Annotated in this window: 23 protein-coding genes and 1 pseudogene; 17 read left to right on the forward strand and 7 right to left on the reverse strand. The window is 70.1% G+C overall.

What is annotated here, in order from left to right; translation table 11 throughout:
• The 14 genes and pseudogenes from AC529_RS19745 to AC529_RS16370 form a co-directional block, all read left to right on the forward strand.
• Positions 1-316: pseudogene (locus AC529_RS19745) on the forward strand (CpaF family protein); the annotation flags it as partial.
• Positions 313-1,242, forward strand: coding sequence for a type II secretion system F family protein (locus AC529_RS16315; protein WP_068758230.1), 930 nt, complete (start codon positions 313-315; stop codon positions 1,240-1,242). The pseudogene AC529_RS19745 and the gene AC529_RS16315, both read left to right, overlap by 4 nt.
• A gap of 35 nt (positions 1,243-1,277) precedes the next feature.
• Complete coding sequence (locus AC529_RS16320) at positions 1,278-2,186, forward strand: type II secretion system F family protein (RefSeq protein WP_068758231.1); 909 nt, start codon at positions 1,278-1,280, stop codon at positions 2,184-2,186.
• Between the two features lie 4 nt (positions 2,187-2,190).
• Positions 2,191-3,405 (forward strand): sensor histidine kinase, encoded by a 1,215-nt coding sequence (locus AC529_RS16325; protein WP_068758232.1) that lies wholly within the window; start codon positions 2,191-2,193, stop codon positions 3,403-3,405.
• A gap of 26 nt (positions 3,406-3,431) precedes the next feature.
• Positions 3,432-4,088 (forward strand): LuxR C-terminal-related transcriptional regulator, encoded by a 657-nt coding sequence (locus AC529_RS16330; protein ID WP_068758321.1) that lies wholly within the window; start codon positions 3,432-3,434, stop codon positions 4,086-4,088.
• A 124-nt stretch (positions 4,089-4,212) separates the two neighbouring features.
• Positions 4,213-4,452, forward strand: a complete 240-nt coding sequence (locus AC529_RS20610; protein ID WP_068758233.1) for a hypothetical protein — start codon at positions 4,213-4,215, stop codon at positions 4,450-4,452.
• A 41-nt stretch (positions 4,453-4,493) separates the two neighbouring features.
• Entirely contained in the window at positions 4,494-5,198 is a 705-nt protein-coding gene (locus AC529_RS16340; protein ID WP_068758234.1) for a pilus assembly protein TadG-related protein, read from the forward strand.
• Positions 5,199-5,314: 116 nt separating this feature from the next.
• Positions 5,315-6,361 carry an OmpA family protein gene (locus AC529_RS21005; protein WP_232306784.1) on the forward strand — a complete coding sequence of 349 codons (1,047 nt, stop codon included), beginning with the start codon at positions 5,315-5,317 and terminating at the stop codon, positions 6,359-6,361.
• A gap of 50 nt (positions 6,362-6,411) precedes the next feature.
• Positions 6,412-6,942, forward strand: coding sequence for a hypothetical protein (locus AC529_RS20195; protein WP_157080236.1), 531 nt, complete (start codon positions 6,412-6,414; stop codon positions 6,940-6,942).
• A gap of 24 nt (positions 6,943-6,966) precedes the next feature.
• Entirely contained in the window at positions 6,967-7,626 is a 660-nt protein-coding gene (locus AC529_RS16350; protein ID WP_083948348.1) for a C40 family peptidase, read from the forward strand.
• Positions 7,627-7,666: 40 nt separating this feature from the next.
• The gene (locus tag AC529_RS16355; RefSeq protein ID WP_068758235.1) at positions 7,667-8,437 is read left to right on the forward strand and encodes a hypothetical protein; all 771 of its coding nucleotides are present in this window, start codon (positions 7,667-7,669) and stop codon (positions 8,435-8,437) included.
• A gap of 388 nt (positions 8,438-8,825) precedes the next feature.
• Positions 8,826-9,764, forward strand: a complete 939-nt coding sequence (locus tag AC529_RS16360; protein WP_232306785.1) for a MinD/ParA family ATP-binding protein — start codon at positions 8,826-8,828, stop codon at positions 9,762-9,764.
• A gap of 89 nt (positions 9,765-9,853) precedes the next feature.
• Positions 9,854-11,185: a hypothetical protein gene (locus tag AC529_RS16365; RefSeq protein ID WP_232306786.1), complete on the forward strand. Its 1,332-nt coding sequence runs from the start codon at positions 9,854-9,856 to the stop codon at positions 11,183-11,185.
• Between the two features lie 9 nt (positions 11,186-11,194).
• A complete protein-coding gene (locus tag AC529_RS16370; protein WP_232306787.1) occupies positions 11,195-11,578 on the forward strand; it encodes a hypothetical protein in 384 nt (127 codons plus the stop codon).
• A 31-nt stretch (positions 11,579-11,609) separates the two neighbouring features.
• On the opposite strand, the gene AC529_RS16375 is transcribed toward AC529_RS16370, so the two are convergent.
• The 4 genes from AC529_RS16375 to AC529_RS16390 form a co-directional block, all read right to left on the reverse strand.
• On the reverse strand, positions 11,610-13,748 hold the full coding sequence (locus AC529_RS16375; RefSeq protein ID WP_083948350.1) for a dipeptide ABC transporter ATP-binding protein: 2,139 nt from the start codon (positions 13,746-13,748) through the stop codon (positions 11,610-11,612).
• Positions 13,749-13,840: 92 nt separating this feature from the next.
• Positions 13,841-14,746, reverse strand: coding sequence for an ABC transporter permease (locus AC529_RS16380; RefSeq protein ID WP_068758236.1), 906 nt, complete (start codon positions 14,744-14,746; stop codon positions 13,841-13,843).
• A gap of 50 nt (positions 14,747-14,796) precedes the next feature.
• Entirely contained in the window at positions 14,797-15,870 is a 1,074-nt protein-coding gene (gene mgrA / locus AC529_RS16385) for an L-glyceraldehyde 3-phosphate reductase (RefSeq protein WP_068758237.1), read from the reverse strand.
• Positions 15,871-16,017: 147 nt separating this feature from the next.
• The gene (locus AC529_RS16390; RefSeq protein WP_068758238.1) at positions 16,018-18,066 is read right to left on the reverse strand and encodes a PhoX family protein; all 2,049 of its coding nucleotides are present in this window, start codon (positions 18,064-18,066) and stop codon (positions 16,018-16,020) included.
• A 609-nt stretch (positions 18,067-18,675) separates the two neighbouring features.
• On the opposite strand from AC529_RS16390, the gene AC529_RS16395 reads away from it, so the two are divergent.
• Positions 18,676-19,119: an ATP-binding protein gene (locus AC529_RS16395; RefSeq protein WP_068758239.1), complete on the forward strand. Its 444-nt coding sequence runs from the start codon at positions 18,676-18,678 to the stop codon at positions 19,117-19,119.
• On the opposite strand, the gene AC529_RS16400 is transcribed toward AC529_RS16395, so the two are convergent.
• Complete coding sequence (locus AC529_RS16400) at positions 19,108-19,347, reverse strand: hypothetical protein (protein WP_068758240.1); 240 nt, start codon at positions 19,345-19,347, stop codon at positions 19,108-19,110. The two genes, AC529_RS16395 and AC529_RS16400, sit on opposite strands and share 12 nt — an antisense overlap.
• Before the next feature lie 179 nt (positions 19,348-19,526).
• A complete protein-coding gene (locus tag AC529_RS16405; RefSeq protein ID WP_068758241.1) occupies positions 19,527-22,727 on the reverse strand; it encodes an efflux RND transporter permease subunit in 3,201 nt (1,066 codons plus the stop codon).
• A 229-nt stretch (positions 22,728-22,956) separates the two neighbouring features.
• On the opposite strand from AC529_RS16405, the gene AC529_RS16410 reads away from it, so the two are divergent.
• The gene (locus tag AC529_RS16410; RefSeq protein ID WP_068758242.1) at positions 22,957-23,442 is read left to right on the forward strand and encodes a MarR family winged helix-turn-helix transcriptional regulator; all 486 of its coding nucleotides are present in this window, start codon (positions 22,957-22,959) and stop codon (positions 23,440-23,442) included.
• Positions 23,439-24,221: a (2Fe-2S)-binding protein gene (locus AC529_RS16415; protein WP_068758243.1), complete on the forward strand. Its 783-nt coding sequence runs from the start codon at positions 23,439-23,441 to the stop codon at positions 24,219-24,221. The genes AC529_RS16410 and AC529_RS16415 overlap by 4 nt, the downstream gene beginning before the upstream one ends.
• 27 nt (positions 24,222-24,248) lie before the next feature.
• On the opposite strand, the gene cmtR is transcribed toward AC529_RS16415, so the two are convergent.
• Positions 24,249-24,587 carry a Cd(II)/Pb(II)-sensing metalloregulatory transcriptional regulator CmtR gene (gene cmtR, locus AC529_RS16420; RefSeq protein ID WP_198156460.1) on the reverse strand — a complete coding sequence of 113 codons (339 nt, stop codon included), beginning with the start codon at positions 24,585-24,587 and terminating at the stop codon, positions 24,249-24,251.
• Between the last annotated feature and the right edge of the window lie 47 nt (positions 24,588-24,634).

Consider the following 24,634-nt stretch of genomic DNA (forward strand, 5'->3'; position numbering starts at 1 on the left):
GCTGCGCGACCAGATCAACGCGGCGGTCGACGTCATCGTGCACCTGTCGCGCTACCCGGACGGCTCGCGGCGGGTGGCGGAGGTGTCGGTGGTGGCCTCCACCCGGCAGGAGGAGTTCCGCCTGGAGCCGCTGTTGCGGTTCCAGGCGGACCGCTACGAGGTGAACCGCCGGGTCACCGGGGAGTTCCGCCGCTTCCCGCTGCCGCGGCACATCGCCGAGCGCCTCTACATCGCAGGAGAGACGATCCCCGCGGCGTTCGGCGTCCGCGCCGCCCCCTCAGCCGACGGCTTCCCCTATCCCGGAGGCGCACTGTGAACTACACCCTGGCCATCCTGCTCGCCACGATCGTCACGCTCGCCGTCGCGGTGTGGGGCGTCAGCGTCTTCCTGGACGGTGTGGCGCAGCGCCGCCTGCTGGCCTCGCGCAGCGCGCTGGCCGAGGTGGAACGGCGCGCCGGAACCCCCATGGCCCGGCTGGACGTGCGGCTGCGCCGGACCGAGTTCGGCCGCCAGATCCAGCTCCGCCTGGCCCGGGCGGGCGTCCGGATGAAGGTCTCCTCCTTCGTGCTGCTGGTGGCGGCCAGCGCCGTGGCCGCGGTCGTCATCGTCTGGCAGGTCCTCGCCCCGGTGCTGGGCCTGCTCGCCGCCGTCCTGGTGGGCTACCTGTTCCTCGCCTACCTGAGCCGCCAGGAGGAGAAGCGCCGGGAGGCGTTCACCGCGCAACTGCCGGAACTCGCCCGGGTGCTGTCCAACGCCACCCAGGCGGGCCTGTCGCTGCCCACCGCGATCGACATGGCCGCGGACGAGCTGGCCGACCCGGCCGGGGCGGAGCTGCGCCACGTCGCCGAGTCGCTCAAGCTGGGCCAGCCCTTCGAGAGCGCCATCAACGACCTGCGCAAGCGGATGCCCTCCCGGGAGATCGGCGTGCTGATCTCCACCCTGCTGGTGTCGGCCCGCTCCGGCGGCGCGCTGGTCACCGCGCTGCGCACCATCGCCGAGACCCTGGAGCACCGCAAGGAGACCAGGCGAGAGGTCCGCACGATCCTGAGCGAGACCACCAACACGGCGTGGACGCTGCTGATCATGGGCGTGGGGTCGCTCTTCCTGCTCAACACGATCGCCCCCGGCACCGTGGCCCGGATGACCGAGAGCTTCGCCGGCCTCGCCGTCCTGGGCGCCGCCCTGACCCTCTTCACCGTCGGGTTCGTGGTGATCCGGCGCATGTCCCGTATCGACTTCTGAGCCCGCAGCCTGACCGACGCACGGAGTTCACGCCGATGTCCATCCTCCTGACCCCTCTGACCTCCCTGCTCCTGGGTCTGCTCGGCGCGCTCTGCGTGGCCCTGTTCGTGTGGGGCCTGCACCTGGCGACCCGCGGGAGCGAGGTCGCGGGCAGCTTCGTCGCCGCCCCTCCGAAGCGGAAGAGCGACGGAACCTTCGTCCTGCACCGCATCACCGAGCTCATCGGACGGCCGTTCGGTTCGATAGTCCTCGACTGGCTGGGCGAGGACGGCCAGGCGAGAGTCCAGGCGCGTATCGACGCGGCCGGACGTCCCGACGGCCTCACCGTGCGCCGCTACGCGCAGCGCAAGGCTGGCGAGGTGCTGCTCTACGGCGGCCTGGCGGTACTGCTGTTCCTGAACGGCTCGCCGATGCTCGCCGTGGTGGTGCTGGCCTTTGCCTCGCTCACCGACCTCTCGCTGTACTCGGCGCAGCGCAGGCGCCAGGACGAGATCCAACGGCAGCTTCCCGACTTCCTGGACGTCCTGGCGGTCACGGTGGGAGCCGGGCTCGCCTTCCGCCAGGCGCTGGCCCGGGTGGCCGACTCCATGCCGGGCGTGCTGGCCTCGGAGTTCCAACTGGCCCTGCGCCAGATGGAACTGGGGACCAGCAGACGGGAGGCGTTCGCCGCGCTGCGGGAGCGCAACTCCAACGAGGCTCTGGGCAAGTTCATCACGGCGTTGCAGCAGTCCGAGGACCTGGGTGCACCGCTGGTGCAGACGCTGCACGCGATCAGCGCCGACATGCGCCGGGAGGACGCCCAGTTCCTGCGGCGCAGAGCGCAGAAGCTCAACCCCCAGGTCACCGTGGTCACCGCGGCCACCATGCTGCCCGGGCTGCTGCTGATCATCGGCGGCGGCCTGTTCCTCGGCTCCGGCATCGACCTGTCGGCCATCTTCGGGTGATGCCATGGGCACCGTGACCGGGCAGGAGCGAGGAGCACCGCTGGAACGGTTGACCGGGTTGACCCGGCTGCTCGTCCAGTTGCGCTTCCTGCTCACCGGTGTCGCGCTGCTCCTGCTTCCCCCGGAGCGGATCTCCGTCCGCATCGTCCTCATGCTGGTCAGCTACGCGGTGCTGTCCTGGCTGCTCGCCCGTTACTGGGAGCGGCTCTCCGTCCACGTGGTGCGCCACCCGGTGCTGATCGCCGCTGACACCCTGGTCGCTTCGGCGATCCTGGCCGTGGTCGGCCCCTCGGGAGCCTTCTTCCTCGCCACGGTGCTCACCAGTGCCGCCGCCGGGGTGCTGTACGGGACCAGAGGAGTGGCAGGCGTCTCGGCGGCGCAGATCTTCGGCTACCTGACAGCCCTGTTCCTGTACCTGGCGAGTCTGTCCGCCCCGGCGGAAACGTTCTGGGAGAACATCCAGCTCGTCGTCGTCCAGCCGCTGCTCTACCCGACCGCCGGGTACATCGGGCTGCGGTTGCGTGGCCTCTTCGAGGAACTGGCCCTGGAACAGGAGCGGAGGCGCGCGGCCGAGCGCGCGGCGGCCGCCGCGGAGGAACGTGCCCGGCTGGCCCGGGACATGCACGACTCGGTGGCCAAAACCTTGCAGGGCGCAGCCATGGCCGCTCAGGCTCTGCCGATCTGGCTGCGCAAGGACCCGGAACGTGCGGCGGCCGCCGCGGCCCAGGTGGTGTCCGCCGCCGAGGCCGCCGCGCAGGAGGCCCGCAAACTCATCACCGACCTGCGTGAAGGCTCCGCCGACCTGCCCATCGCCGACCAGGTCGCCACGGTGCTGCGTGAGTGGTCCGAAACAACGGGGATTCAGGTAGAACTGCACTCCTGCGGCGCACCGATGCCGCTGTTGATCACTGCACGCCACGAGACCGTCGCGATCCTCCGGGAGGCGCTCACCAACATCGACCGGCATGCTGCCGCCGAGACCGTGGCCGTGGAGCTCTCCACCGACGCCGGGCACCTGGTCATGACCGTCCGCGACGACGGACGGGGTTTCGACCCCGGCTCGTCCGCTCCCGGCCACTACGGTCTGGTGGGCATGCGGGAACGCGCGGCCCGCGCCGGAGGCCGTCTGAGCATCGACACGGCTCCGGGCGAGGGGACCACGGTGGTCCTGCGTGTGCCGCTGGCGCCCCCTTCCCAGAGCAGCGAGGACTCCCCGTGACCCCGCCCGAGAGAGGTGTCTCCGCCATGTCGCCGATCACCGTTCTCGCCGTGGACGACAACATCGTCGTGCGCGCCGGTCTGGTCACCCTCCTGGAGACCTCCGACGACATCCGGGTCATAGGCGAGGCGGGGGACGGCGTCCAAGCCGTCGAGCAGACCCGAAAGCTCCGCCCCGACGTCGTCCTGCTCGACGTCCGCATGCCGGTGCGCGACGGGGTCAGCACGATCGAGGAACTCGCCTCCCTCACCAAGGTGGTCATGCTGACCCACACCGAGGCCCCGGAGGTGGTCCAGACCGCGCTGCTCCGAGGGGCCTCCGGTTACCTGGTCCACGGCCACTTCACCCTGGACGAGCTGACCCGGGCCCTGCGCGAGGTGGTCCACGGCAACGGCAACCCGCTCTCCCCGGTCGCCGCGACCGCCCTGGTCTCCTCCCTCCGCTCCTTCCCTGTCCCTCGCGGCCCGGTCGACCCCGCATCCCTGGGCCTGACCCCACGGGAGGCCGAAGTGCTCGCGGCGATAGCGCGCGGCCTGTCCAATGCAGAGATCGCCGCAGAGCTTTTCCTGTCCGAGAAAACCGTGAAGAATCACATCAACCGCATCTTCCGGAAACTCGGAGTGACCAGTCGAGCGGCGGCGATAGCCCGCTGGAACGGCCACACCGCGCCGGGTTCCGGATGATTTGTCCAGCTCTTCCCAGGTCCGATCTTTTGGGCCCGCAGGCCCTAGGCACCCGACCTGTCAGACTCTAGATTGATGAACTGTCAATAGGAAAACGGGGAAATGGTCTTCGGAAGGAGTTCTCGTGCCGAACCCGATCCGCTCCCTTCGCCGCAGGGCCCGGACTGCCCTCACCCGCCGACAGCACCACCGCAGCGACCGGGGAGCCAGCTTCGTGGAGTACGCGGGGCTCATCGTGCTGGTGGCCGCAATCGCCGTGGCGGTATTCGCCGTCAATATCCCCAACAGCATCTCGACAACCATAACCACCGAAATCGGACGAATCCTCAACCCCGCCGCCGCCAGCGGATCCGGCAACGACTAGCTACAGCGGCCAACAAGCCGTTCCGGAACCCTGCTTCCCCTATGGGCCTCGCACCTAAGTCTCCATCGGCCGACGAGCGCGGGCAGGCCAGCCTGTTCCTGCTCGTCGGCCTGACGCTGTCTCTCGTAGCACTGATCATGCTCTTCGTGCGTCTCGGCGACGCCAACCAGTTGCGCAGCCGCTCCCAGACCGCAGCGGATGCCGCCGCACTGGCCGCGGTTGCGGTCGCCCGTGACAACGCGGCCGAGATGCTGGCCAACCATCAGATCCCGTACTACCGGCTCTACGACCCCGGCCTTGGCCGTGCCCAGGCGGAGAAGTACGCCCAGAAGAACGGGGCGATTCTGGAGGACATCCGGGCCAGCGACAACAGCATGGGACAGCTCGGCAACTTCGTCCGGGTGGAGGTCCGTGGCGCGAACTGCCGCAAGGAACTGCTGGAGGACCGGAGCCGCGGCTGGTCCGACACGGTCTGCGACGAAACCGAACCGAACGAGGAGGAAGGGTTCGTCCGCCTTGGAAACGCCGCAGCCATAGCCGAGATGGTCATGCCCGATTGCAACTACGTCTTCGGCACAGAGTACCGGATCGTCGGCGTTGCCTGCGACGGCCAAGTGATCCGCAGCGAACAGCACGCCAGGCAACTTATCGAGATCCGCCTGGTGTCAAAGGAAGGACGGTACCTTTACAAGCCCTTCGGCGTCTCTGACCCGGCTGAAGAGGAGGACTCCTCATCTTCACCTTAATCAAGCGCCACCCTTTCAGGGTTTTCTATAAACTCTCCCACTACGACTCATATAATTCCCGACTCTTCTGTTAGACAAGCCGACCAAGCTTCGCACCTTGATTGGAAGACTGCACCGTGGATCAACCGTTCCCTCCATCTGGTCTTCCCCGCACAGCCAGGCTGTTTCTCCCCATGGCATTGAGTGCAGTCCTGCTCTCCGCGTGCGTAACTACCTCGGAAACCTCTACTCCTTCCCCATCAGCAGACGGAACACCGAACAGCACCGAAACACCTTCCAATGAAATTAGCCCTGTAGCAACCTCGACTTACACCGCCAGCTCTGAAGGAACGAATCTACGATTCAGCATCATCTCCCTGGAGCGCATCAGCGAAGAGATGGTCGTGCTGTCGATAGCCATAAAAAACGAAGGTTTTGAAGACGCCTACGTAATTTTCAGTCTTTCCAATGTCAATGGACAGCAAAGCACTCCAGACGGAGTGTCACTGGTAGACACAGTCAACCAGAAACGATACATGCCCCTCAAACTCACCGACGGAAAAACCTGTCATTGCTACTCTTGGAATGGGAAAGAGTTACTGGCCTCCGGAGACTCCATCAACGCCTGGGTGGCTTTTCCTTCCCCTCCCCCCGAAGTCGACAAAGTAGCAGTCACAACTCCGGTAACTCCAGACTTTCTCGACATTCCAATCATCGAAGCGACAGGAACTAAAGAAGAGATCGCCCAGACTCCCGTGGGAGAACCCCAGATCCTGGACCTCAGAGCTTTCCAGGACGACATCGAGAGCGGCACCTCACGAGCGGATTCCAGCGAGGAGAACCAGGTGATACTCTCCTCCGACGTTCTCTTCGAGCTGAACGAGTCCGACCTCACGCCTGAAGCTGAAGAGATCCTGAAGGGCGTGGCCGAAGAGATTGACACTTCCTCTGCCACCACCGTCCACATCGACGGCTACACCGACAACACCGGGGACGACAGCATCAACATCCCTCTCTCCGAAGCAAGGGCTGAGTCCGTACGTCAAGCACTCGAAGAATTGGTCACCAGAGACGGAATCCAGTTCGAAACCGCTGGCCACGGATCCAACGACCCGGTGGGCAACAATGACACCGAAGAAGGTCGGCGGAAGAACCGTCGGGTCACCGTCACCTTCGCCAAGTAGGAGCTCCCGTGTCTCATCGCCTTCTCCCTCGAATCACTGCCAGCGCACTGATGATTCCCATCGCTCTGACTCTGCTGGTCACTTCTTCCTCATACGCCGACGAAAACAAGCAGCCGAACGGATCGCCCTCACCCTCCAGCACCTCAGAAGAGACAGTGCTCGGCTCCAGCGAGGCAAGCAACAACAACTGGAGCGGCGCAGTCATCAAAATCAGAGAACTAAAACGCAGCGAAACCGGTGACTACGCTCAACTCATCTGGACTCTCGACAACAAGAGTTCTACCTACATAAGCCTAAGCTATCTTCAGAACGAGACTTACAACTACCTAGGGACAGCCGAAGCAAGCGGCCTGGTACTTCTCGACGAGAGTAGCGGGATCCGATTCCACCCCTACATCGACTCGGCAGGAGAATGTCTCTGCGCCGGCGCCGACTATTCCAACACCAAACAGTTCGCCCTTATTACAGGTCCTGGAGCTCAGAACACCTACTGGGCTTCCTACCGACTTCCCCCTGAGGTCGACAAAGTCACCATCGAGATCCCCGGCTTCCTTCCCATCAAGGACGTTCCCGTCAGTTGATCTCTCTGACCAAGGAGTTCCCCGGTGGCGAGTTCACGTTCCCCCCGGTTCCACCCCGCTGCCACGGACGACCGCGGCGCCTCCTTCGTGGAGGTCGGGGCCGTACTGCTTGTGGTGGCCGGCATCATCCTCGCCGTCGCCCAGTCCCCGATCGGAGCCACCTTCCACGACAGCGTCCGCGAGATGGTGTGCCTGGTGGAGGGGCCCGAGTGCGGGGGCGAGACCTGGACGGAGGTCCAGCGGCCGGAGGAGCCCGAGGAATACGTCTTCACCTTTCCCGTCGGCTACTACGGCGGTGAGGTCATCGGTGAGGGCAGCGCCCGGGTCGCGGTCGAGTGGGCGTTGTCCAAGCAGGGACTGCCGTACGTGTGGGGCGGCACCGGTCCGCACGGCTACGACTGCTCCGGACTCGTCCAGGGGGCCTGGCGCGCCGCGGGCGTGCAGATCCCCCGGACCACGTGGCAGCAGCAGGCCGCCCTTCCCCCGGTGAGCAAGAGCGAACTGCAACCGGGCGACCTGATCTTCTTCCAGACCATTCCCGGTCCGCCCCCCACCCACGTCGGGATGTACATCGGCGACGGCAAGATGGTGCACGCCGGCAACCCGGTGAACGTCACGCAGGTGCTCGGCAACCCCTACTGGGAGTCCCGTTGGGTGAGCGCCGCACGGGTTCCCCAGAAGTGACCCGCAGTCGGCCGCTCGCCCACACTGTCAGGACTGGTTGATGCCTTCCTTCCGTACCCGCGTCGTCGTCGCCGCGGTCCTGCTCGCCGCCGGGACGGGCTGCGTCTCCGACGGCTCTGCCGCCCCGGAGCCGTCCGCCGAACCGCTGTCCGCCGAAGCGCAGCTCGTCCGGGACCTCGGCTGCTCCGGATGCTCCGCCGACGTCCACACCGTCGAGGGCCTGACCTACCAGGACGCTCCGGTGCGCGCGCTGGTGGCCGAGGCCGAACTCGAGGCCCACCCGGTGACCGGAGCGACCAAGACCACCAGGATCTTCCTGTTCGACGAGAACGGCGCACTGGTGGCCAGCAACCTCAACGAGCCTCCCACCGGGTTCGTCCCCCTGCCTCCCGCCGACTTCGACGACAGTTGGACCGTCGCGGAGGACGGCACGTTCTTCCTGTTGACCAAGTACGCCGGGGTGGCGGGCCTGCAACAGGTCTCCTGGCTGCGCCCGGACCTTCCGGAGAGCGTCACGCAGTTCAGTCTCAGCGGCCCGCTGACCGCGGGGCAGCGCACCGTGGAGACGACGGACCTGGACGACGACGGCTCCACCGAGGTCGTCGCCTACCTGGGGGACGACAACCCCGAGTGGGCCGAGCGGTACGTGAAGTTCTTCCACCGGTTCGATCCCGAAAGCGGGGCCTACTATCCGTGGCGCTGCTCGGAGAGCACCGACGGCGGCGTCTCCTACCCCGAACCGGTCACCATGTACGAGAGTCCCTGCTACGAGTTCGGCAGCGGCCCGCTGCCGTGGGCGGAGGACGAGTAGTCCCCGCCCCCGGGAGGAGGACGGCCGACAGGGCACGGTGCCTTTTCGGTGCCTGCTGCGGTCAGAAGGCCGGCCGCCGGCCGGTTCTCCGGCGGTGCGGGGAAACCGCAGGCGGAGGGATGCCGCTCCGCCCAGTGGCCGGGGCACCGATGTGGTGGCCCCAGGCCCACGTGGTTTCCCGGCTTCGGCTGGGCCCAGAGGCCCAGAACCGTTTGGGTCGGCGTAGCCCTGTGCTTTGACAGTCGGAATGCGTAAAATGCGGGCGCGTTCCCGTAGGTCCGCGGCCGCGGGCCGCGGTGGCAGAAAGCGCTGCACCGTGACTCCAACTTCCTCTCCCCGACCGGATCCGGCCGACGGCCGCCGATATCCGGACTCCCACCAGCCTCCTGTGGACGTGCCGCGTCCGGGAACAGCCGCGGACCTGACCTCCGAGTCGCTGCTGCGTCCCGCCAAGCGCCCCCCGAGCGAGGGGTGGCGGCGCCTGGTGTTCACGGCCAGCCACGGCCTGATCAACCCGGGCGAGTCCAAGGTGGAGCGGCGCCGCCGGGAACTGCGCGCCCTGGTGCGCGGCCCCGTGGTGGGCGGCCACCACCGGATCGCCGTGCTCAGCATGAAAGGCGGCGTCGGCAAGACCACCACCGCGGTCGGTCTCGGGTCGGTGCTGGCCGAAGAGCGCGGAGACCGGGTGATCGCGGTGGACGCCACCCCGCACGGGGGCACCCTCACCGAACGGCTGCACACCCAGTTGCGCACCCAGCGCACCGCCCGCGACCTGGTGGCCCACCGGGAGATCCTGAAACGCTACTCGGACGTGCGGAGCTTCACCGGGCAGGCGCCGTCCCGCCTGGAGTTCCTCTCCTCCGGTGCCGACCCCGACGCGCACCGGCCCCTCAGCGACGGCGACTACCGCCACATCGCGGGGATCGTGGAACGCTTCTACTCGATCTGCATCACCGACTGCGGGACCGGCATGCTGCACCCCGCGATGGGGGCGATCCTGGCATCGGCCGACCAGATCGTGGTGGTCTGCCCGCCCTCCGTGGACGGGGCGCGCAGCGCCTCCGCCACCCTGGACTGGCTGGAGACCAACGGACACGCCGCACTCGCCCGCTCCTGCGTGGCGGTCGTCTCCCGGGTCGGCAAGACCACGGGGATCGACCTCGACCAGTTGGAACGCCACTTCTCCGACCGCTGCCGCCGGGTGCTGCGCATCCCCGAGGACCCGCACCTGGCGGAGGGCGGGCCGGTGGACCTGGCCCGGTTGCGCGACGCCACCCACCTGGCCTATCTGGAGCTGGCCGCCGAGGTCGCCTCAGTCTTCCGCTGACCGCCGCCTCCGCTGGGCCCGCGGACCCACCTGGAATTGGAGCCTAGGCTGCTATCCGCCCACAGGGGGCAATCCCTACAGTCCCCGGCATGCGTTGGCCCCGAAGCGACCGCGGCGGCAGCCTCATCGAGTACGCCGCCGTCCTGCTGCTCGTCTGCGCGATCGCGGCGGCCGTCGCCGTGGTGGCGCTGCCCCGCCCTGTGGCGGACGGCCTCGCCCGCGCTGTCTGCCTGGCCCTGCGGCTCGACGGCTGCGAAGCGTCCACCGAGGCCGCCGACGCCGACTACGAGCCCGAGCGCTGCCTGCAGACCCGCATGACGGACGTGTCGGGCTACCAGGTCGAGGTCGTCGTCACCCTGGGCGAGGAGTTCTCGTTCATCACCGAGTCGTTCTCCGACGGCGAGACCCGTGTAACCCTCGTGGACACGGCCAAACTGGAAGCCTCCCTGGGGGCGGGCGCCAGCCTCAACGTGACCAGGGCGTTCCAGCTCGGCGCGGAGGTCAGCGTCGGCGGCGGCCTGAGCGTGCCCAACGGCAGCACCTGGGTCTTCGACAGTCCGGAGGAGGCCGAGCAGCTCATGGACGACCTGCGTACCCGGCAGCGGATCGACATCACCAAGAGCGTCAGCCCGATCATCGGCTGGGGGGTCGACCTGATCTGGGGGCCCGACATCCCCGCCCCGGACATCGTCCGGACCGGGGTGGAGGCCGAGCTGGGCGTCGACGGCCACGCCGGACTCAACGTCGGCAACGAACGCAAGCGGAACGGTGACAAGGACAGCGGCGAGGGTGTCCAGGGCTGGTCGCTCAGCCCCAAACTGCAGGTGCAGGGCGCGGTCGGGGTGACGGCGGCGCTCACCGAGTCCGTGGACTCCCGCGACGGGAGCGTGTCCACCACGTACTCGCTCGGCGGCACGGCGAGCATCGGCGCGGACTGGGTCGTCGACGACTGGAAGCCCAGCGGGGAGCGCACCGGCACGATGACCGTCACCCGCGACGCCGAGGGGCGGATCACCGGGGTGGAACTGGTCCAGCTCGCCGCGGACGGCTCGGGGGTCACGATGACCACCACCGAGTTGGCGGTGGAGACCGCCGAGGAGCGCGCCATGGTCGAGGAGTGGATGGGCTGGGTCGTCGACGACCAGGTGCTTCCGCTGACCTGGGACTCGCTGGCCCCCACCGAGCTGGGGGACGATCCGGGACCGTTCGAGCGGTGGCTGTTCGAGGAGGGGCGGACCTCGCGGGTGCGCTACGACGACGACAGCAACATCCACGAGTTGAGCGGCAACGTCAAGCTCGGGGTGAGCCTGGGACTGGGCGGCACCTGGGGGGACGAATCGCTGACGGTGGTCGGCGCCGAGTACCTGGGCGCTCCCGTGAACGGCACCCGCCTGTACGTCCCCTACGAGACCTGCGCCTGAGGAGGCGACGTGAACCTGGTGGTCTGCTGGCTGGTCGGCCTGGTGGCGTGGTTCGTCTGCAACACCGCGGGAGCGGGGGTGATCCTGCGGGCCGCGCCCGCCGAGCAGTTGTCCTCCTTCGACGGGGTCGTGCTGTGGTACGGCTCCTCCGGCTTCGTCTGCGCTCTCGTCGCCGCGGCCCTGGCCGCCCTGGTGCACCGCGGCCCGCACCGCGACCGCGGGGTCCGCGACGCCGCGGCGTCCCTGGGTGCGCCGGTGGCAGCGCTCCTCGTCGACTCCGCCCTCGTGGCGTCGCGGCCTTCGCCCGACTGGGACCTGTTCCTGGCTCCCGCGTCGCTGTCCCTGGCCGGTGCGGTCGCCGGGTGGCTGCTGGGGCGGGCGCTGCGCCCCTGAGCGGTGCCGATGCCCCGCGGTCCCCGGCCGCTCAGGCGTGGTGGCAGGCGACCTGGTGGTCGGCGTCCCCGAGCCTGCGCGGCCGGGGAGGCTGCGTCTCGCAGCGCCGCCGGTCCGTTTCGGTCAGGGACAGGTACCGGGGGCATCGGGTCCGGAACCGGCACCCCGACGGGGCCGCGGCGGGGTCGGGCGGCTCGGCGGCCGCGACGGCGCGGGCGGCTCGGCGGTCCGTTGCGGGCTCGGGAACGGGCACCGCGGCCAGCAGCGCCTGGGTGTAGGGGTGGCGGGGGGCGGTGTAGACCGACTCCGTGTCGCCGATCTCCACGAGCACGCCCCGGTGCATGACGGCGACCCGGTCGGCGATGTGCCGGACCACCGCCAGGTCGTGCGCGACGACCAGGCAGGACAGTCCCAGTCGGGCGCGCAGCTCCGCGAGCAGGGCGAGGATGCCGGCGCGCACGGACACGTCCAGTGCCGACACCGGCTCGTCCAGCAGCAGCAGCCGGGGTTGCAGGGCGATGGCGCGGGCGATGCCGACCCTCTGGCGCTCCCCTCCGGACAGTTGGGCCGGGCGGCGCCGCGCGTGGGAGTCGTCCAGGCCGACCAGGGCCAGCAGTTCCCGGACCCGGTGCGGGACCTGCCTGCGGGGGTGGCGGTGGACGCGCAGCGGTTCGGCGACGATCTCGGCGACCGTCATGCGCGGGTCCAGGGCCTCGGACGAGTCCTGGAGGACGACCTGGAGGTCGCGGCGGAGGGCGAACCGCTGCTTCGGGGTGAGCGTGCCGGTGTCGCGGCCCAGCACCGTGATCCTGCCGTGGTCGGGACGGGTCAGTTCGAGGATTTCGGTGAGGACGGTGGTCTTGCCCGCGCCGGACTCCCCCACCAGGGCCAGGGTCTCGTGTTCGCGCAGGTCGAAGCTGATCCCGTCGACGGCCCGCACGGTGCCCACCCGGCGTCTGAGGAGTGTTCCGCCGTGCAGCGGGTGGTGTTTGACGAGGTTGTCGACGGCCAGCACGACGGGCCGCCGGTCCCTGGGGGCCGGTGCGGCGGGCCGGGGGTGTTCGGGGGGCGGGTAGAGGTCGGCCGGGGTCCAGCCGCGGGCGGTGATCTCTGCGGTGCGGTGGCAGGCCGCGCGGTGCCCGGGGTCGTGGGGGGCGGGGTCCACCGGCAGCAGTGCGGGCGGGTCGGTGCCGCAGCGCGGGAGTGCGACGGGGCAGCGCGGCGCGAACGGGCAGCCGCGGTGCGGCTCGGTGGGCGGCGGCGGTGTCCCCGGGATGGGGGTCGGCGGCACGGGGTCGGGGGTGTCCACGCGCGGGAGGGCGCCCAGCAGGCCCATGGTGTAGGGCATGCGGGGGCGGCGGTACACCTGGGCCACGGTTCCCGTCTCCACCGGGCGTCCGGCGTACATGACCAGCACCCGGTCGGCGATCTCCGCCACCACGCCGAGGTCGTGGGTGATCACGACGATCGCGGTGCCGGTCTCGCGGCGGACCGCGGCGAGCAGGTCGAGGATCTGGGCCTGGACGGTGGTGTCCAGGGCGGTGGTGGGTTCGTCGCAGAGGATGACGTCGGGGTCGTTGGCCAGCGCCATGGCGATCATGACGCGCTGGCGCATTCCTCCGGAGAGTTCGTGGGGGAAGGAGTCGACGCGGCGGTCGGCGTCGGGGATGCCGACCCTGCGCAGGAGTGCCACGGCACGGTCCCGGGCCTGTCTCCGGGAGAGCCGGGGCTGGTGGAGTCGGACGGCTTCGGCCAACTGGGAGCCGACGGTGCGGACCGGGGTGAGCGCCGCCAGCGGGTCCTGGAAGACCATGGAGACGGTGCTGCCGCGCACCGCGGCGAGTCTCCGCTCGTCGAGGCCGAGGAGTTCCTGTCCGTTGAGCCGGATCGAGCCGGACACCCGGGCGTGGTCGGGCAGCAGTCCCGGTACGGCCAGGGCGGCGGCCGACTTCCCGGCTCCGGACTCTCCGACGACGCCCAGGATCTCGCCGCGGTGCAGCCGGTAGCTGAGGCCGCGCACCGCTCGCACGTCGCCGCCGGGACCGGTTCCGGGGAAGGTGACGTGGAGGTCCTCGACGCACAGCACGGGCTCGCCCGGCGGGCGCGTGGGGGTCGTCTCGGGCGGAGACGCCGGTTCGGGGTGCGTCTCGGTTCCGGTCACGGTGTGCATCCTAGACCGTGGCCGCTGCGGCGGTCCCGGCCCGGAGAGGGCTGCCCGTCCGGGGCCTGCGGGGTGGTCGGCCTGCCGTCGGGACGCCGCGTTCAGAGGCGGGGGGCGGGGGTGTCGCGGGTGAGGGCGTCGTGGAGGCCCTCGCCGAGGAGGTTGACGGCCAGGACGAGGAGGACGAGCAGTCCGGTGCAGAAGCCGAACATCCAGGGGTGGGTGGTGGCGTACCGGGTGCCGTCGGCGATGAGGGTGCCCAGGGAGACGTCGGGCGGCTGCACGCCCAGTCCGACGTAGGACAGTCCCGTCTCGGCGATGACCGCGGCGCTGACGTTGACGGTGACGTCCGCGACGAGCAGCGCGGACAGGTTCGGCAGGAGGTGGCGGACGATGATGGCGGTGGGGGACGCTCCCAGGTAGCGGGCGGCTCGGACGTACTCGCGTCGGCGCAGCGAGCGGGTGGCCCCCCGCACCATCCGGGCGGTGACCATCCAGCCGAACGCGGCGAGCAGCAGGACGAGGGCGAGCCAGCCGCCCCGCTCGGCCACGGGGAACAGCACGGCCAGGACGAGCAGGGGCGGCACGACCAGGGCCAGGTCGGTGAGCCAGGTCAGCACCCGGTCGGGCAGCCCGGGAAAGTATCCGGAGACCGCGCCCACGACCGCGGCGGCCGCGGTGGTGAGCACCGCGACGAGCAGCCCGATCACCAGCGACTTGCGCAGCCCCACCAGGGTGACGACGTACAGGTCGCGGCCGGTGGCGTCGGTGCCGAACCAGTGCCGGGGCGAGGGCGGCTGCAGGAAGCTGGTGTGGTCGCGTTCGGTGAACCCCCACGGCGCGGCGAGGGGGCCGAGCCAGGCCAGCAGGGCCAGGAGGGCCAGCAGGACCGCTCCGGCGAGGACGCGGGGGCGGCGCAGCAGCGCGGGGGGCGCCGCGGACCGGCGGCCGGGCGGGCGCGCAGGGGTCTCGTACGGCAGGGTGCCGGACGTTCCCGGCCTGGGCATGCTCGTCTCCTTCCCCGGAGCGCCTCCCGCGCGGGCGGTCGGCGGCGCGGTCAGGCGTGGCTGGAGGTGCGCCAGATGTTGACGCCGATGTCGGAGGCGTACCGGTCGATCTCGGCCAGTTCGGTGTCGGTGAACTCCGGGGACCGCACCGCCGCGACGCTCTCCTCGAGCTGCCGGACGCTGCTGGCTCCGATGAGCGCGGAGGTCACCCTGGGGTCGCGCAGGGTCCAGGCGATCGCCATCTGGGCGAGGCTCTGCCCGCGGCGCGCCGCGATCTCGTTGAGGGCGCGGATGCGGGCGAGGTTGTCCTCGGTGAGCCAGTCCGGGGAGAGGGACTTGCCCGCCGCGGCGCGGGAGTCGGCGGGGACGCCGTCGAGGTACTTGTCGGTGAGCATGCCCTGGGCCAGCGGGGAGAAGACGATGCAGCCGATCCCCTCGTCCTCGAGGGTGTCGAGGAGGCCCTCCTCGATCCACCGGTTGACCATGGAGTAGGAGGGCTGGTGGATGAGGAGCGGGGTGCCCATCTGCCGGAGGATCGCCGCGGCCTCGACGGTGTGCTGCGGGGAGTAGGAGGAGATGCCCGCGTACAGCGCCTTTCCGGAGCGCACCGCGGTGTCGAGTGCCGACATGGTCTCCTCCAGCGGGGTGGAGGGGTCGTAGCGGTGGCTGTAGAAGATGTCGACGTGGTCCAGGCCCATGCGCGCCAGCGACTGGTCGAGGCTGGCCAGCAGGTACTTGCGGGAGCCGCCGTCGCCGTAGGGGCCGGGCCACATGCCCCACCCGGCCTTGGTGGAGATCACCAGTTCGTCGCGGTAGGCGCGGAAGTCCTCCCGCAGGATGCGGCCGAAGTTGAGTTCGGCGGCGCCGGGCGGCGGGCCGTAGTTGTTGGCCAGGTCGAAGTGGGTGATGCCCAGGTCGAAGGCGCGCCGCAGGATGGCGCGCTGGGTCTCCAGGGGGCGGTCGTCCCCGAAGTTGTGCCACAGTCCGAGCGAGATCGCGGGCAGGTCGAGTCCGCTGCGTCCGGTCCTGCGGTACGGCATGCGGCCGTCGTAGCGCTGCGGGTCCGCCCGGTGGATCCCGGCGGAGGGAACGTCGATCCGGGGAACGTCACCTCTGTGCACCATGGGAGCGATCCTGCCATGTTCCGTCCCGCCGGGCGGGCGGCCCCGCCGCGGTTTGAACGTTTCGAGGGCCGCCCGGGGCGGGGGGTTGGCGGTGGCCGTCCCGGTCCGCGCCGTCGGCGGGAGGGGCCGGGGCGCGGGCCGGGCGGTTCAGGCCGAGCCCACCTTCCTGCCCTTGGCGTGCCAGATCGCGACCACCGACGGGCGGGGGAAGTCCCCGTCGGGCCAGGTGCTGGTGGGGTGCTCCAGGGTGCCGTTCTCGCCCGGGTGCTGGGGGGCGATGAAGACGGTCCGGTCGTCGGGGGTGATGCAGGGGCCGCAGCACTCGGCGCCGACCGGGACGGTGGCGAAGGTCCTGAGTTCGCCGCGGTGGCGTCCCTCGACCGGCATCACGTGCAGGGCGTCGTTGACGCCCAGGGTGCCCGGCTGGCCGTCGGTGGAGATCCACAGGTTGCCGGCGCGGTCGAAGGTGAGGTTGTCGGGGGAGGAGATCGCGGCGACCCTGGACTTGTCGTATCCGGCGTAGTAGGTGGCGGGGTCCTCGGGGTCGCCGCAGACGAGGACCACGGTCCAGGTGAAGGTGGTGGCGCCGGAGTCGTTGCGGTGCTCGGTGATCTCCAGGACGTGGCCGTGCCGGTTGGCGGCGCGCGGGTTGGCCTCGTCGGCCTGGCCGGGTTCGCGGGCGGAGTTGTTGGTGAGCGCGCAGTACACCTTGCCGGTGACCGGGCTGGCCTCGATGTCCTCGGGGCGGTCCATCTTGGTGGCGCCGACCCTGTCGGCGGCGAGCCGGGTGTGGACCAGGACCTCGGCGACGGTGAAGCCGTCGACGTAGCTGCGCTGGGCGTCGCACAGCGGGATCCATTCGCCGGTCCCGTCGAACGCGCCGTCCTCGGGCAGGGCGCCGGAGCCGTCGATCTGTTCGGCGGGGCTGTTGCCGGTGAACCGGGCGACGTAGAGGGTGCCCGAGTCGAGCAGGGTGTCGTTGTGGCGGCGCGCACCGGCGCGGTGCTTCTTGTCGCTGACGAACTTGTAGATGTAGTCGAAACGCTCGTCGTCCCCCATGTAGACGGCGACCCGCTGGTCTTCGGTGAGCCGGACGGTGGCGGCCTCGTGCTTGAACCGGCCGAGCATGGTGCGCTTGCGCGGCTGGTGGTGGGGGTCGAACGGGTCGATCTCGACGATGTAGCCGAACCGGTTGGCCTCGTTGGGGTGTTTGGACAGGTCGAAGCGCTCGTCGACCCGGTCGAACCGGCGGTTGCCGCGGCGGGTGTCGCCGGAGGTGGCGATGCCGTAGCGTCGCAGGGCGGGTTTGGCCTCCTCCGGCGCGCCCTCGCCGCCCACGAAGTACTGGTTGAAGTTCTCCTCGGCGGTCAGCACGGTCCCCCAGGGGGTGGTGCCGCCGCTGCAGTTGTTGAGCATGCCCAGCACCCTGGTGCCGGAGGGGTCGGCCGCGGTGCGCAGCAGTGCGTGCCCTGCCGCGGGGCCGGTGAGCTTCATCGGGGTGGTCGCGGTGATGCGGCGGTTGTAGGGGCGCCGTCCCCTGGTGACCAGGCGCCACTCCCCGGCGTCGCCGGTCCGCTCGATCTCCACCACGGATCCGCCGTGCGCGGCCATGGCGATCCTGATCTGCTCCTCGTCGGCGTCCGAGCCGTCGGTGTAGCCGGCGAACATCAGGCTCTCGTTGGTGTACTCGTGGTTCACCCAGAGCAGGGCGCGCCGCGAGCCGATCGGGAAGAAGCCGACGTAGTCGCAGTTGTAGCCGAACTGCTTCTCCTGCGCCTCGGCGGTCTGGCGGGCGAAGTCGAACTCGGGGGCACCGGGGACGACCGGGTCGCCCCAGCGCACGACGACGCGGTGGCGGTATCCGGAGGGCACGGTGACCCGGTCGTCGGCGTTGGGCTGCACCGGGGTGAACTCCAGCCGGGGGCCTGCGTGGCGGCCGCCGTTGCCGGGCCCGGCGGCCGCCGGTGCGGCGCCGCCCACCGCCAGGGCGGCGACCGCGGCGCCGACCGCGCCGGAGCGCAGCATTCCGCGCCGGGACAGCAGGCCGGCGTAGACGTCTCCGAAGTAGGCGTTGTCGCTGGTGTTGGGGGCCTCGTGGTAGCAGGCGTCACCGCAGCGGAACCGGCAGGTCGCCCGGGCCCGTCCTCCGGCGGGGCCGACGACCGGCAGCGGTCGGCGGGAGGCGGTTTCGGTCACGTGTCCTCCTGGTCGGGTGCACGAGGTGTCCTGTGCCACCGCACCGACGCCGGGCCTCTGCGGGACGACAGGCCGTCGGCGCGTGGCGGACCGTCGAACCCTCCCCACGGTTTCGGAAATGCCGGTCGGGACCGTGAACACGCCGTGAACTCCGCCGCAATTCGGCGTCACCGGTTGCGGCGGGCGTCAGGAGTCGCGCGGGCGGGGTGCAGCTCGCCCGCTATCGATTGATCATCACGTTTTGTTGCGCCTGATTCTCTTTTGGTACACCCCACCTGGCTCATCGGCGATTGCCGCCCGTATTCTTTTCGGTGGAGAAAAGTCCATAACGCCACGACGCTCACCCGTAACCCCGCGGGACCGTTTTCCTGGGCTGACCACGCTCGCGCCGTGACCCTGCCGGGCATGGACGGACCCCCATCGTGGTGTCGGCCGAACAGGGCGGTCCACGCGGCCCTACCGACGGCATGGCCCCCTCCCATGTCCCTGGGGAGTGATCACATGACCGATCTGCCGACAGCGCAGTCCTCGACCCGGCCGCCTGCCTTGGTCCCCCGCCAACGTACCGGTCCTGTTTTCCACCTGTCCTCCGAAGCACCGGCGAAGCCCATGCACGAGCGTTCTTTTCCCCACCCCGAGGCACGCGGTATCCCCGCCCGACGCCGCTTCCCCGGTCTGGCCAACCAGATCAGGCACGCCCGCCGTTTCGTGGCGCGTCAGCTCGGCGACTGTCCCGAACTCGCCACCGCCACCCTGTTGACCAGTGAGATCGCCACGAACGCGGTGACCCACAGCTCCTCGGGCGCCCCCGGGGGCAAGTTCGAGGTGGTGGTCTACACCGCCGCGGGCTGGACCCGGGTGGAGGTCCGGGACCTGGGCAGCCCGGAGCTGCCCCGCCCCCAGCACCGCGACCCCTACGACGTCAGCGAGCACGGGCGGGGGCTGGACCTGGTGGAGGCGCTGGCGGCCAAGTGGGGGGTGGACGCCCGCGCGGACGGCCTGGGGCGGACGGTCTGGTTCGAGCTGGTCTGGGACCCCGCGTCAGACTCCTGAGGAGCCTCCCGCGGGACGGCTGCTCTCCGCCGCTGGCTGCGGCACGACCGAAGGCAGCGCGGCGCGGCAGGTCTCGGTGCCCGTCCGGGACTCGACGGGGGTGTGGAGGGTGTCGGGCAGGCGGTACTTCTCGTAGAGGCGGCGGGCGTAGTCCTTGGCCTCCTGGGAGGGCTCCGCGCCGAGTTCTTCGCGGACGAGTTCGTCGAGATCGGTGTTGCTGGTTCCCATGGGGCGAAAGCTTGCCCTCCGTAACCCGCTTTTCACAAGTCAGTTCATCAACTCAACGCATCATTAATCTTACGGAGAGTGACCGAAAACTGGTCCGGGTGATTCCCGGCATGACGAAGGGGCCGCCGCGTGCGCGGCGGCCCCGGTCGGTCGCGGCCGCTCAGGACCGCACCCGTTGATCAGCTCGCGGCGTCCTCCTTGGCCTCCTCCCGGGCGACCGCCGTCTGTCCCGCCTCGGCGCGGGCCGCGGCGAGCGCGGCCTCCCGCTTGGCGGCGCGACGCGCCTCCCTGCGCTCCTTGGCCGCCTCGGTCATGGTGTAGAGCACCGGGACCAGGACGAGGGTGAGCAGGGTGGAGCTGACCAGGCCGCCGATGACCACGATCGCCAGCGGCTGGGAGATGAACGCTCCGCCGCCGGTGATGCCCAGGGCCATGGGCGTGAGCGCGCCGATGGTGGCCAGCGCGGTCATGAGAACCGGCCGCAGACGGTGCCGGGAGCCCTCGACGACGGCCTCGCGCAGCTCCATGCCCTCCTCGCGGTACTGGTTCACCAGGTCGATGAGCACGATCGCGTTGGTGACCACGATGCCGATCAGCATCAGCATGCCGATGAGGGCGGGCAGGCTCAGCGGGATGCCGGTCACCAGGAGCAGGCCCAGCGCACCGGTGGCGGCGAACGGGATGGAGACGAGCAGCACCAGCGGCTGGCGCAGGCTCTTGAAGGTGGCCACCATGATCAGGTAGACGATCACGACGGCGACCAGCATGGCGATCCCCATCTGGGCGAACGCCTCGTTCTGGTCCTCGCTGACCCCGCCGATGGTCGCGGTGGCGCCCTCGGGCAGGTCGAGCTCCTCCAGCGCCAGGTACAGGTCGCTGGTGACCCGGCCGAGGTCGTCGGCGGTGGGGGTGGCGGTGACGGTCGCGCTGCGGAACCCGTCGCTGCGGCTCAGCTCGGGCGCCTGGAGGACCTCCTCCACCTCGGCGACCTTGGAGAGCTTGACCTCCTTGCCGGAGGGGGTGGTGATCTTCAGGTTCTCCAGCGCCTCGACGTCGGCGGGCCGGTCGTCCACGCGCAGCACCATGTCGTACTGGACGTCCTCGATGGTCGCGGTGCCGACGGTGGTGCCCTGGAAGGCCGCGGTCACGGCCTGGCCGACCTGGGCCTCGGTGAGCCCTTCCTCGGCGGCCTTCTCGCCGTCGACGCGGACCTCGAAGGCGGGCTGGGTGGCGGCGAGGCTGCTCTGCACGTCGGCCGCGCCGGGGATGTCGCGGAGGGTCTCCTCGACCAGCCCGGTGGCCTCGGTGAGGGTGTCGGGGTCGTCGGCCCGGACCACCACCTCCAGGGCGGAGCCGAAGCCGCTGGCAGCGTCGATGCGCGCCTCGGCCTCGGTGTCGATCTCCTCCAGGATCTCCCGGAGCTCCTCCCGGTAGGCGGCCTGGTCGCCGTCGGGGTCGGTGGTGATGGTGTAGGTGATGGAGCTGGCGCCGCCGCCGAACATGGCGGTCAGCATGTCGCCGCTGCCGAAGGTCGCCTGGTAGGACTCGATCCAGGCGACTTTCTCCAACTCCTCCTCGACCTTGGCGGCCTCGGCGTCGGCGGCCTCCAGGGAGGTGCCGACCGGCAGCTCCTGGACCACGCTGACGGTGTTCTGCCCCTGGTCCTCGATGAAGTTCGTCTTGATGTAGGGGGTCATCGCGAAGGTGCCGACGAGGATCACGACGGCGGCCAGGAGGGTGACCCACCGGTGGCGGGTGGCCCAGCGGATCACCGGCAGGTATCCGCGCTGCAACGGGGAGCGCAGTTCGCGCTGGTACTCCTCGGCCTTGACGCGCTCCACCTCCTCGGGCGGAACGACCCTGGGCTTCATGAACCAGTAGGCCAGCACCGGGATGATCGTGAGGGACACCAGCAGCGAGGCGGCGAGCGCGATGCTGACGGTCACCGCGAACGGCCGGAACAGCTCGCCCACCTGGCCGCCGACGAACCCGACCGGCAGGAACACGGCGATGGTGGTCAGCGTGGCCGAGGTGATGGCCAGCGCCACCTCGCGCACGCCGGTGAACACGGCGGTGTACTTCTCCTCGCCGTAGCCCAGGTGCCGCTTGATGTTCTCCAGGACCACGATGGAGTCGTCGACCACGCGTCCCACGGCCACCGTCAGCCCGCCCAGGGTGAGCAGGTTGAGGGTGTAGTCGAAGGCCCACATGCCCAGGATCGCGATGAGCAGGGAGACCGGGATGGACACCGCGGTGACGACGGTGGAGCGGACCGACAGCAGGAAGACCAGGATGACGAGGACGGCGAAGCCGAGGCCCAGCAGCCCCTCCTCGGCCATGGCGACGATGGAGTCGTTGATGTAGGGGGCCTGGTCGAACACCACGGTGATGTTGGTGTCCTCGCCCAGTTGGTCCTCCAGTTCGGCGACCCGCGCCTGGACCTGCTCGGAGACCTCGACGGTGTTGCCGTCGGGGGTCTTGGTCACCATGACGCCGAGGCTGGGCTCGCCGTTGGTGCGGGTGATGCTGCTGGCCTCGTCCATGACGAGTTCGACGTCGGCGACCTCGGAGAGCTTGACCGGGTCGGGGGTCCGGGCGCCGGGCATGCCGGGCAGCGCCGCGGCGGCGGCTCCGCTGGGGGTCAGCCAGATGTTCTCGATCTCCTCGACCGACTCCAGGCGTCCGCCGGTGGTCACGGTGAGGGTGCGGTCGTCCTCGGTGATCTGGCCGCCGGGCAGCAGTCGGCCGCTGGCCTGCAACGCGTTGGTGAGGTCGGCGACGGTGTAGCCGGCGTCCTCCAGTTCGTCCTCGTCGGGGGTGATGACGACGTTGGACTCACGCACGCCGGTGACCTGGACGGCCCGGACCCCCTCGATGGACTCCAGTTCGGGGACGAGCAGCTCCTCGATGGGCTCGGCGAGCTTCTGGGCCTTCTCGTCGTCGCCGGTTCCGACGGCCAGCATGACGACGGGGATGTCGTCCGTGCCGAACGCCATGACGTAGGGGTCGACGTCCTCGGGGAGCATCGGCTCGACCTGGTCCACGGCCTGCTGGATGGCGCGGACGGCGTCGTCGGTGGAGTCGCCGTAGTCGAACTCGGCGATGACCTGGGCGGAACCGGTGCTGGAGGTGGAGGTGTAGCCGGTCACCCCCGGGACGCCCTTGACGGCCTGTTCCAGCACCTCGGTGACCGCGGTCTCCATGACCTGCGGCGAGGCCCCCTGGTACTGGGCGCCGACCACGGCCATGGGGATGTCGAACGACGGCATGAGTTCGCGCTTCATCGACCCTGCCGTGATCGCACCGAAGACGAGTGCGCTGAGTGTGATCAGCAGGATCAGCGCCCGGTTGCCGAGGCTGAGCCTGGCCAGTTTGGACATGGGTAAAGGCTCCTCAACCAGAATGGTTCACGTCAGAGTTGGGCACCGCGTGATGAGCGGTCGCGTCTGGTCCGGCCAGCGCCGCTACAGGAAGGCCATACGGGTGTTCAGCCGGGCACGCGTCCCCACGATACTTCGCATGGCATTGAAGATCATGCCAGAGTGATACAAATCAGGGACATATCAGGGAATGATCGGTTATCGATCAGGGCGGGGAGCGGGAACCGGGATGGACAGCGACACGTCTGATGCCAAATGCGAGTTGATCGAGCGCCTGCGGGACCTGGAAGTACGCCAGCTCAGGCTGTTCGTACGGGACCGCTCGTTGCCGCTGCTGAGCACCACGCTGACCATCCAGCAGCTCAAGGTCCTGGTGGCGCTGGCCGTCGACGGCAACACACCCACCCACGAACTGGCCGAGCGGATCGGTGTGAGTGTTGCCACACTCACCGGCATCGTGGACCGGCTGTCGGCGCGTTCGCTCGTCCTGCGCCGGGAGGACCCCGCGGACCGGCGGGTGCGCCGGGTCGACCTGACGGAGAAGGGGCGCGCCCTCATCGACGACATGTGGGGGACGAGCCGCGAGCGCACCCTGGCGGCACTGCGCTCCCTGGACGTGGAGACCCTGCGCGGCCTGGTCCGCGGGGTGGAGGCGGTGTACCAGGCGCTGCTCGACTCCTCCCGCACCGCTCCGGCCCGCGCGGAGGAGAGGTGACGCCGCCGACCGCCCCCGAGCGGCTCCCGGACGACCGGCAGGTGTTCGGGGCGCTGGCCGCCCTGGGCGGCTACTTCGACCTGCGTCCCGTCGACGGCGACGCGCCCGCGGGGCTGCGCTCCTTCGCGGAGCTGTACGAGGACCCCGGCGTGCTGGACGCCCGCGTCGCGTGGCTGACGGCCCGGTACGGACCGGTCGAGCCGCGGGTGGCGGCCTCGGTGACCCATCTGGGCTTCGCGGCCCGCCTGGTCTCCCCGGCCCTGGCCGCGGCCTGCGCGGGGGCGGTGCTGGAGGCGTCCCCGGCCTCGCTGCTGTGGCTGGAGGGCTCCGAACGGGTGACCTCGTGGCTGCGCGGCCCCCGCCGCGCCGCGGCCGCACCGGACGACGCCGACGAGGTCGCCGAGGCGCTGTGGGAGCCGCTGGTCGAGCGCCACCTGGCCCGGCTCGGCGCCGCGGTGCGCGGTCGGCTCCGGGTCTCGGAGCGGCTGCTGTGGGGCAACGTCGCCGCCGCGGTCGGGGGCGCGGTGATGATGGTCTCACTGCAACGCCCCGAGTGGGCCGACCGCGCCGCGGCGGTCGCCGCCGCGCTCCTGCGGCGGCCGCCGCTGGCCGGGCTGGGCGAGGTGGTCCGGCCCGACGCCGACCGGCCGCACCGGTTCTTCGTGCGCCGGTCCTGCTGCCTGTACTACCGGGTGCCGGGCGGCGGCAAGTGCGGGGACTGCGCGCTGCTGGACGAGGGCGCCCGGGCGCGCCAGTGGCGGGAGGCCATGTCCGGCTGACCGGCGGCGGATACCGCTCGCCGGGGCTCAGTCGACCGTCACCGGGAGGTTCTCGCCCGGCGGGGTGTGCTCCACCGCCGTTCCCCACACCACGTGCAGCAGGTCCTCCAGGGCGTGCCGCAGCGAGTCGTCCACCAGGGAGTAGCGGGTCTGCCGCCCCTGGGCCACGGTGCGCACCAGACCGCACTCGCGCAGGCAGGCCAGGTGGTTGGAGACGTTCTGCCGGGTCAGTCCCAGTTGGTCGGCGAGCCGTGCGGGGTAGGCGGGGCCGTCCAGCAGGGCCAGCAGCAGGCGGCACCGGGTGGGGTCGGCGAGCGCCCGGCCCAGGCGCTGGATCGCGGCGAAGCGCTGGTCGGGGGTCAACATGATTATCACTTTACACTGTTTGCTGTATAGACAGCCTTCGCTGTATA

It is taken from the genome of Thermobifida cellulosilytica TB100 (assembly GCF_001517975.1).
Lineage (GTDB): Bacteria > Actinomycetota > Actinomycetes > Streptosporangiales > Streptosporangiaceae > Thermobifida > Thermobifida cellulosilytica.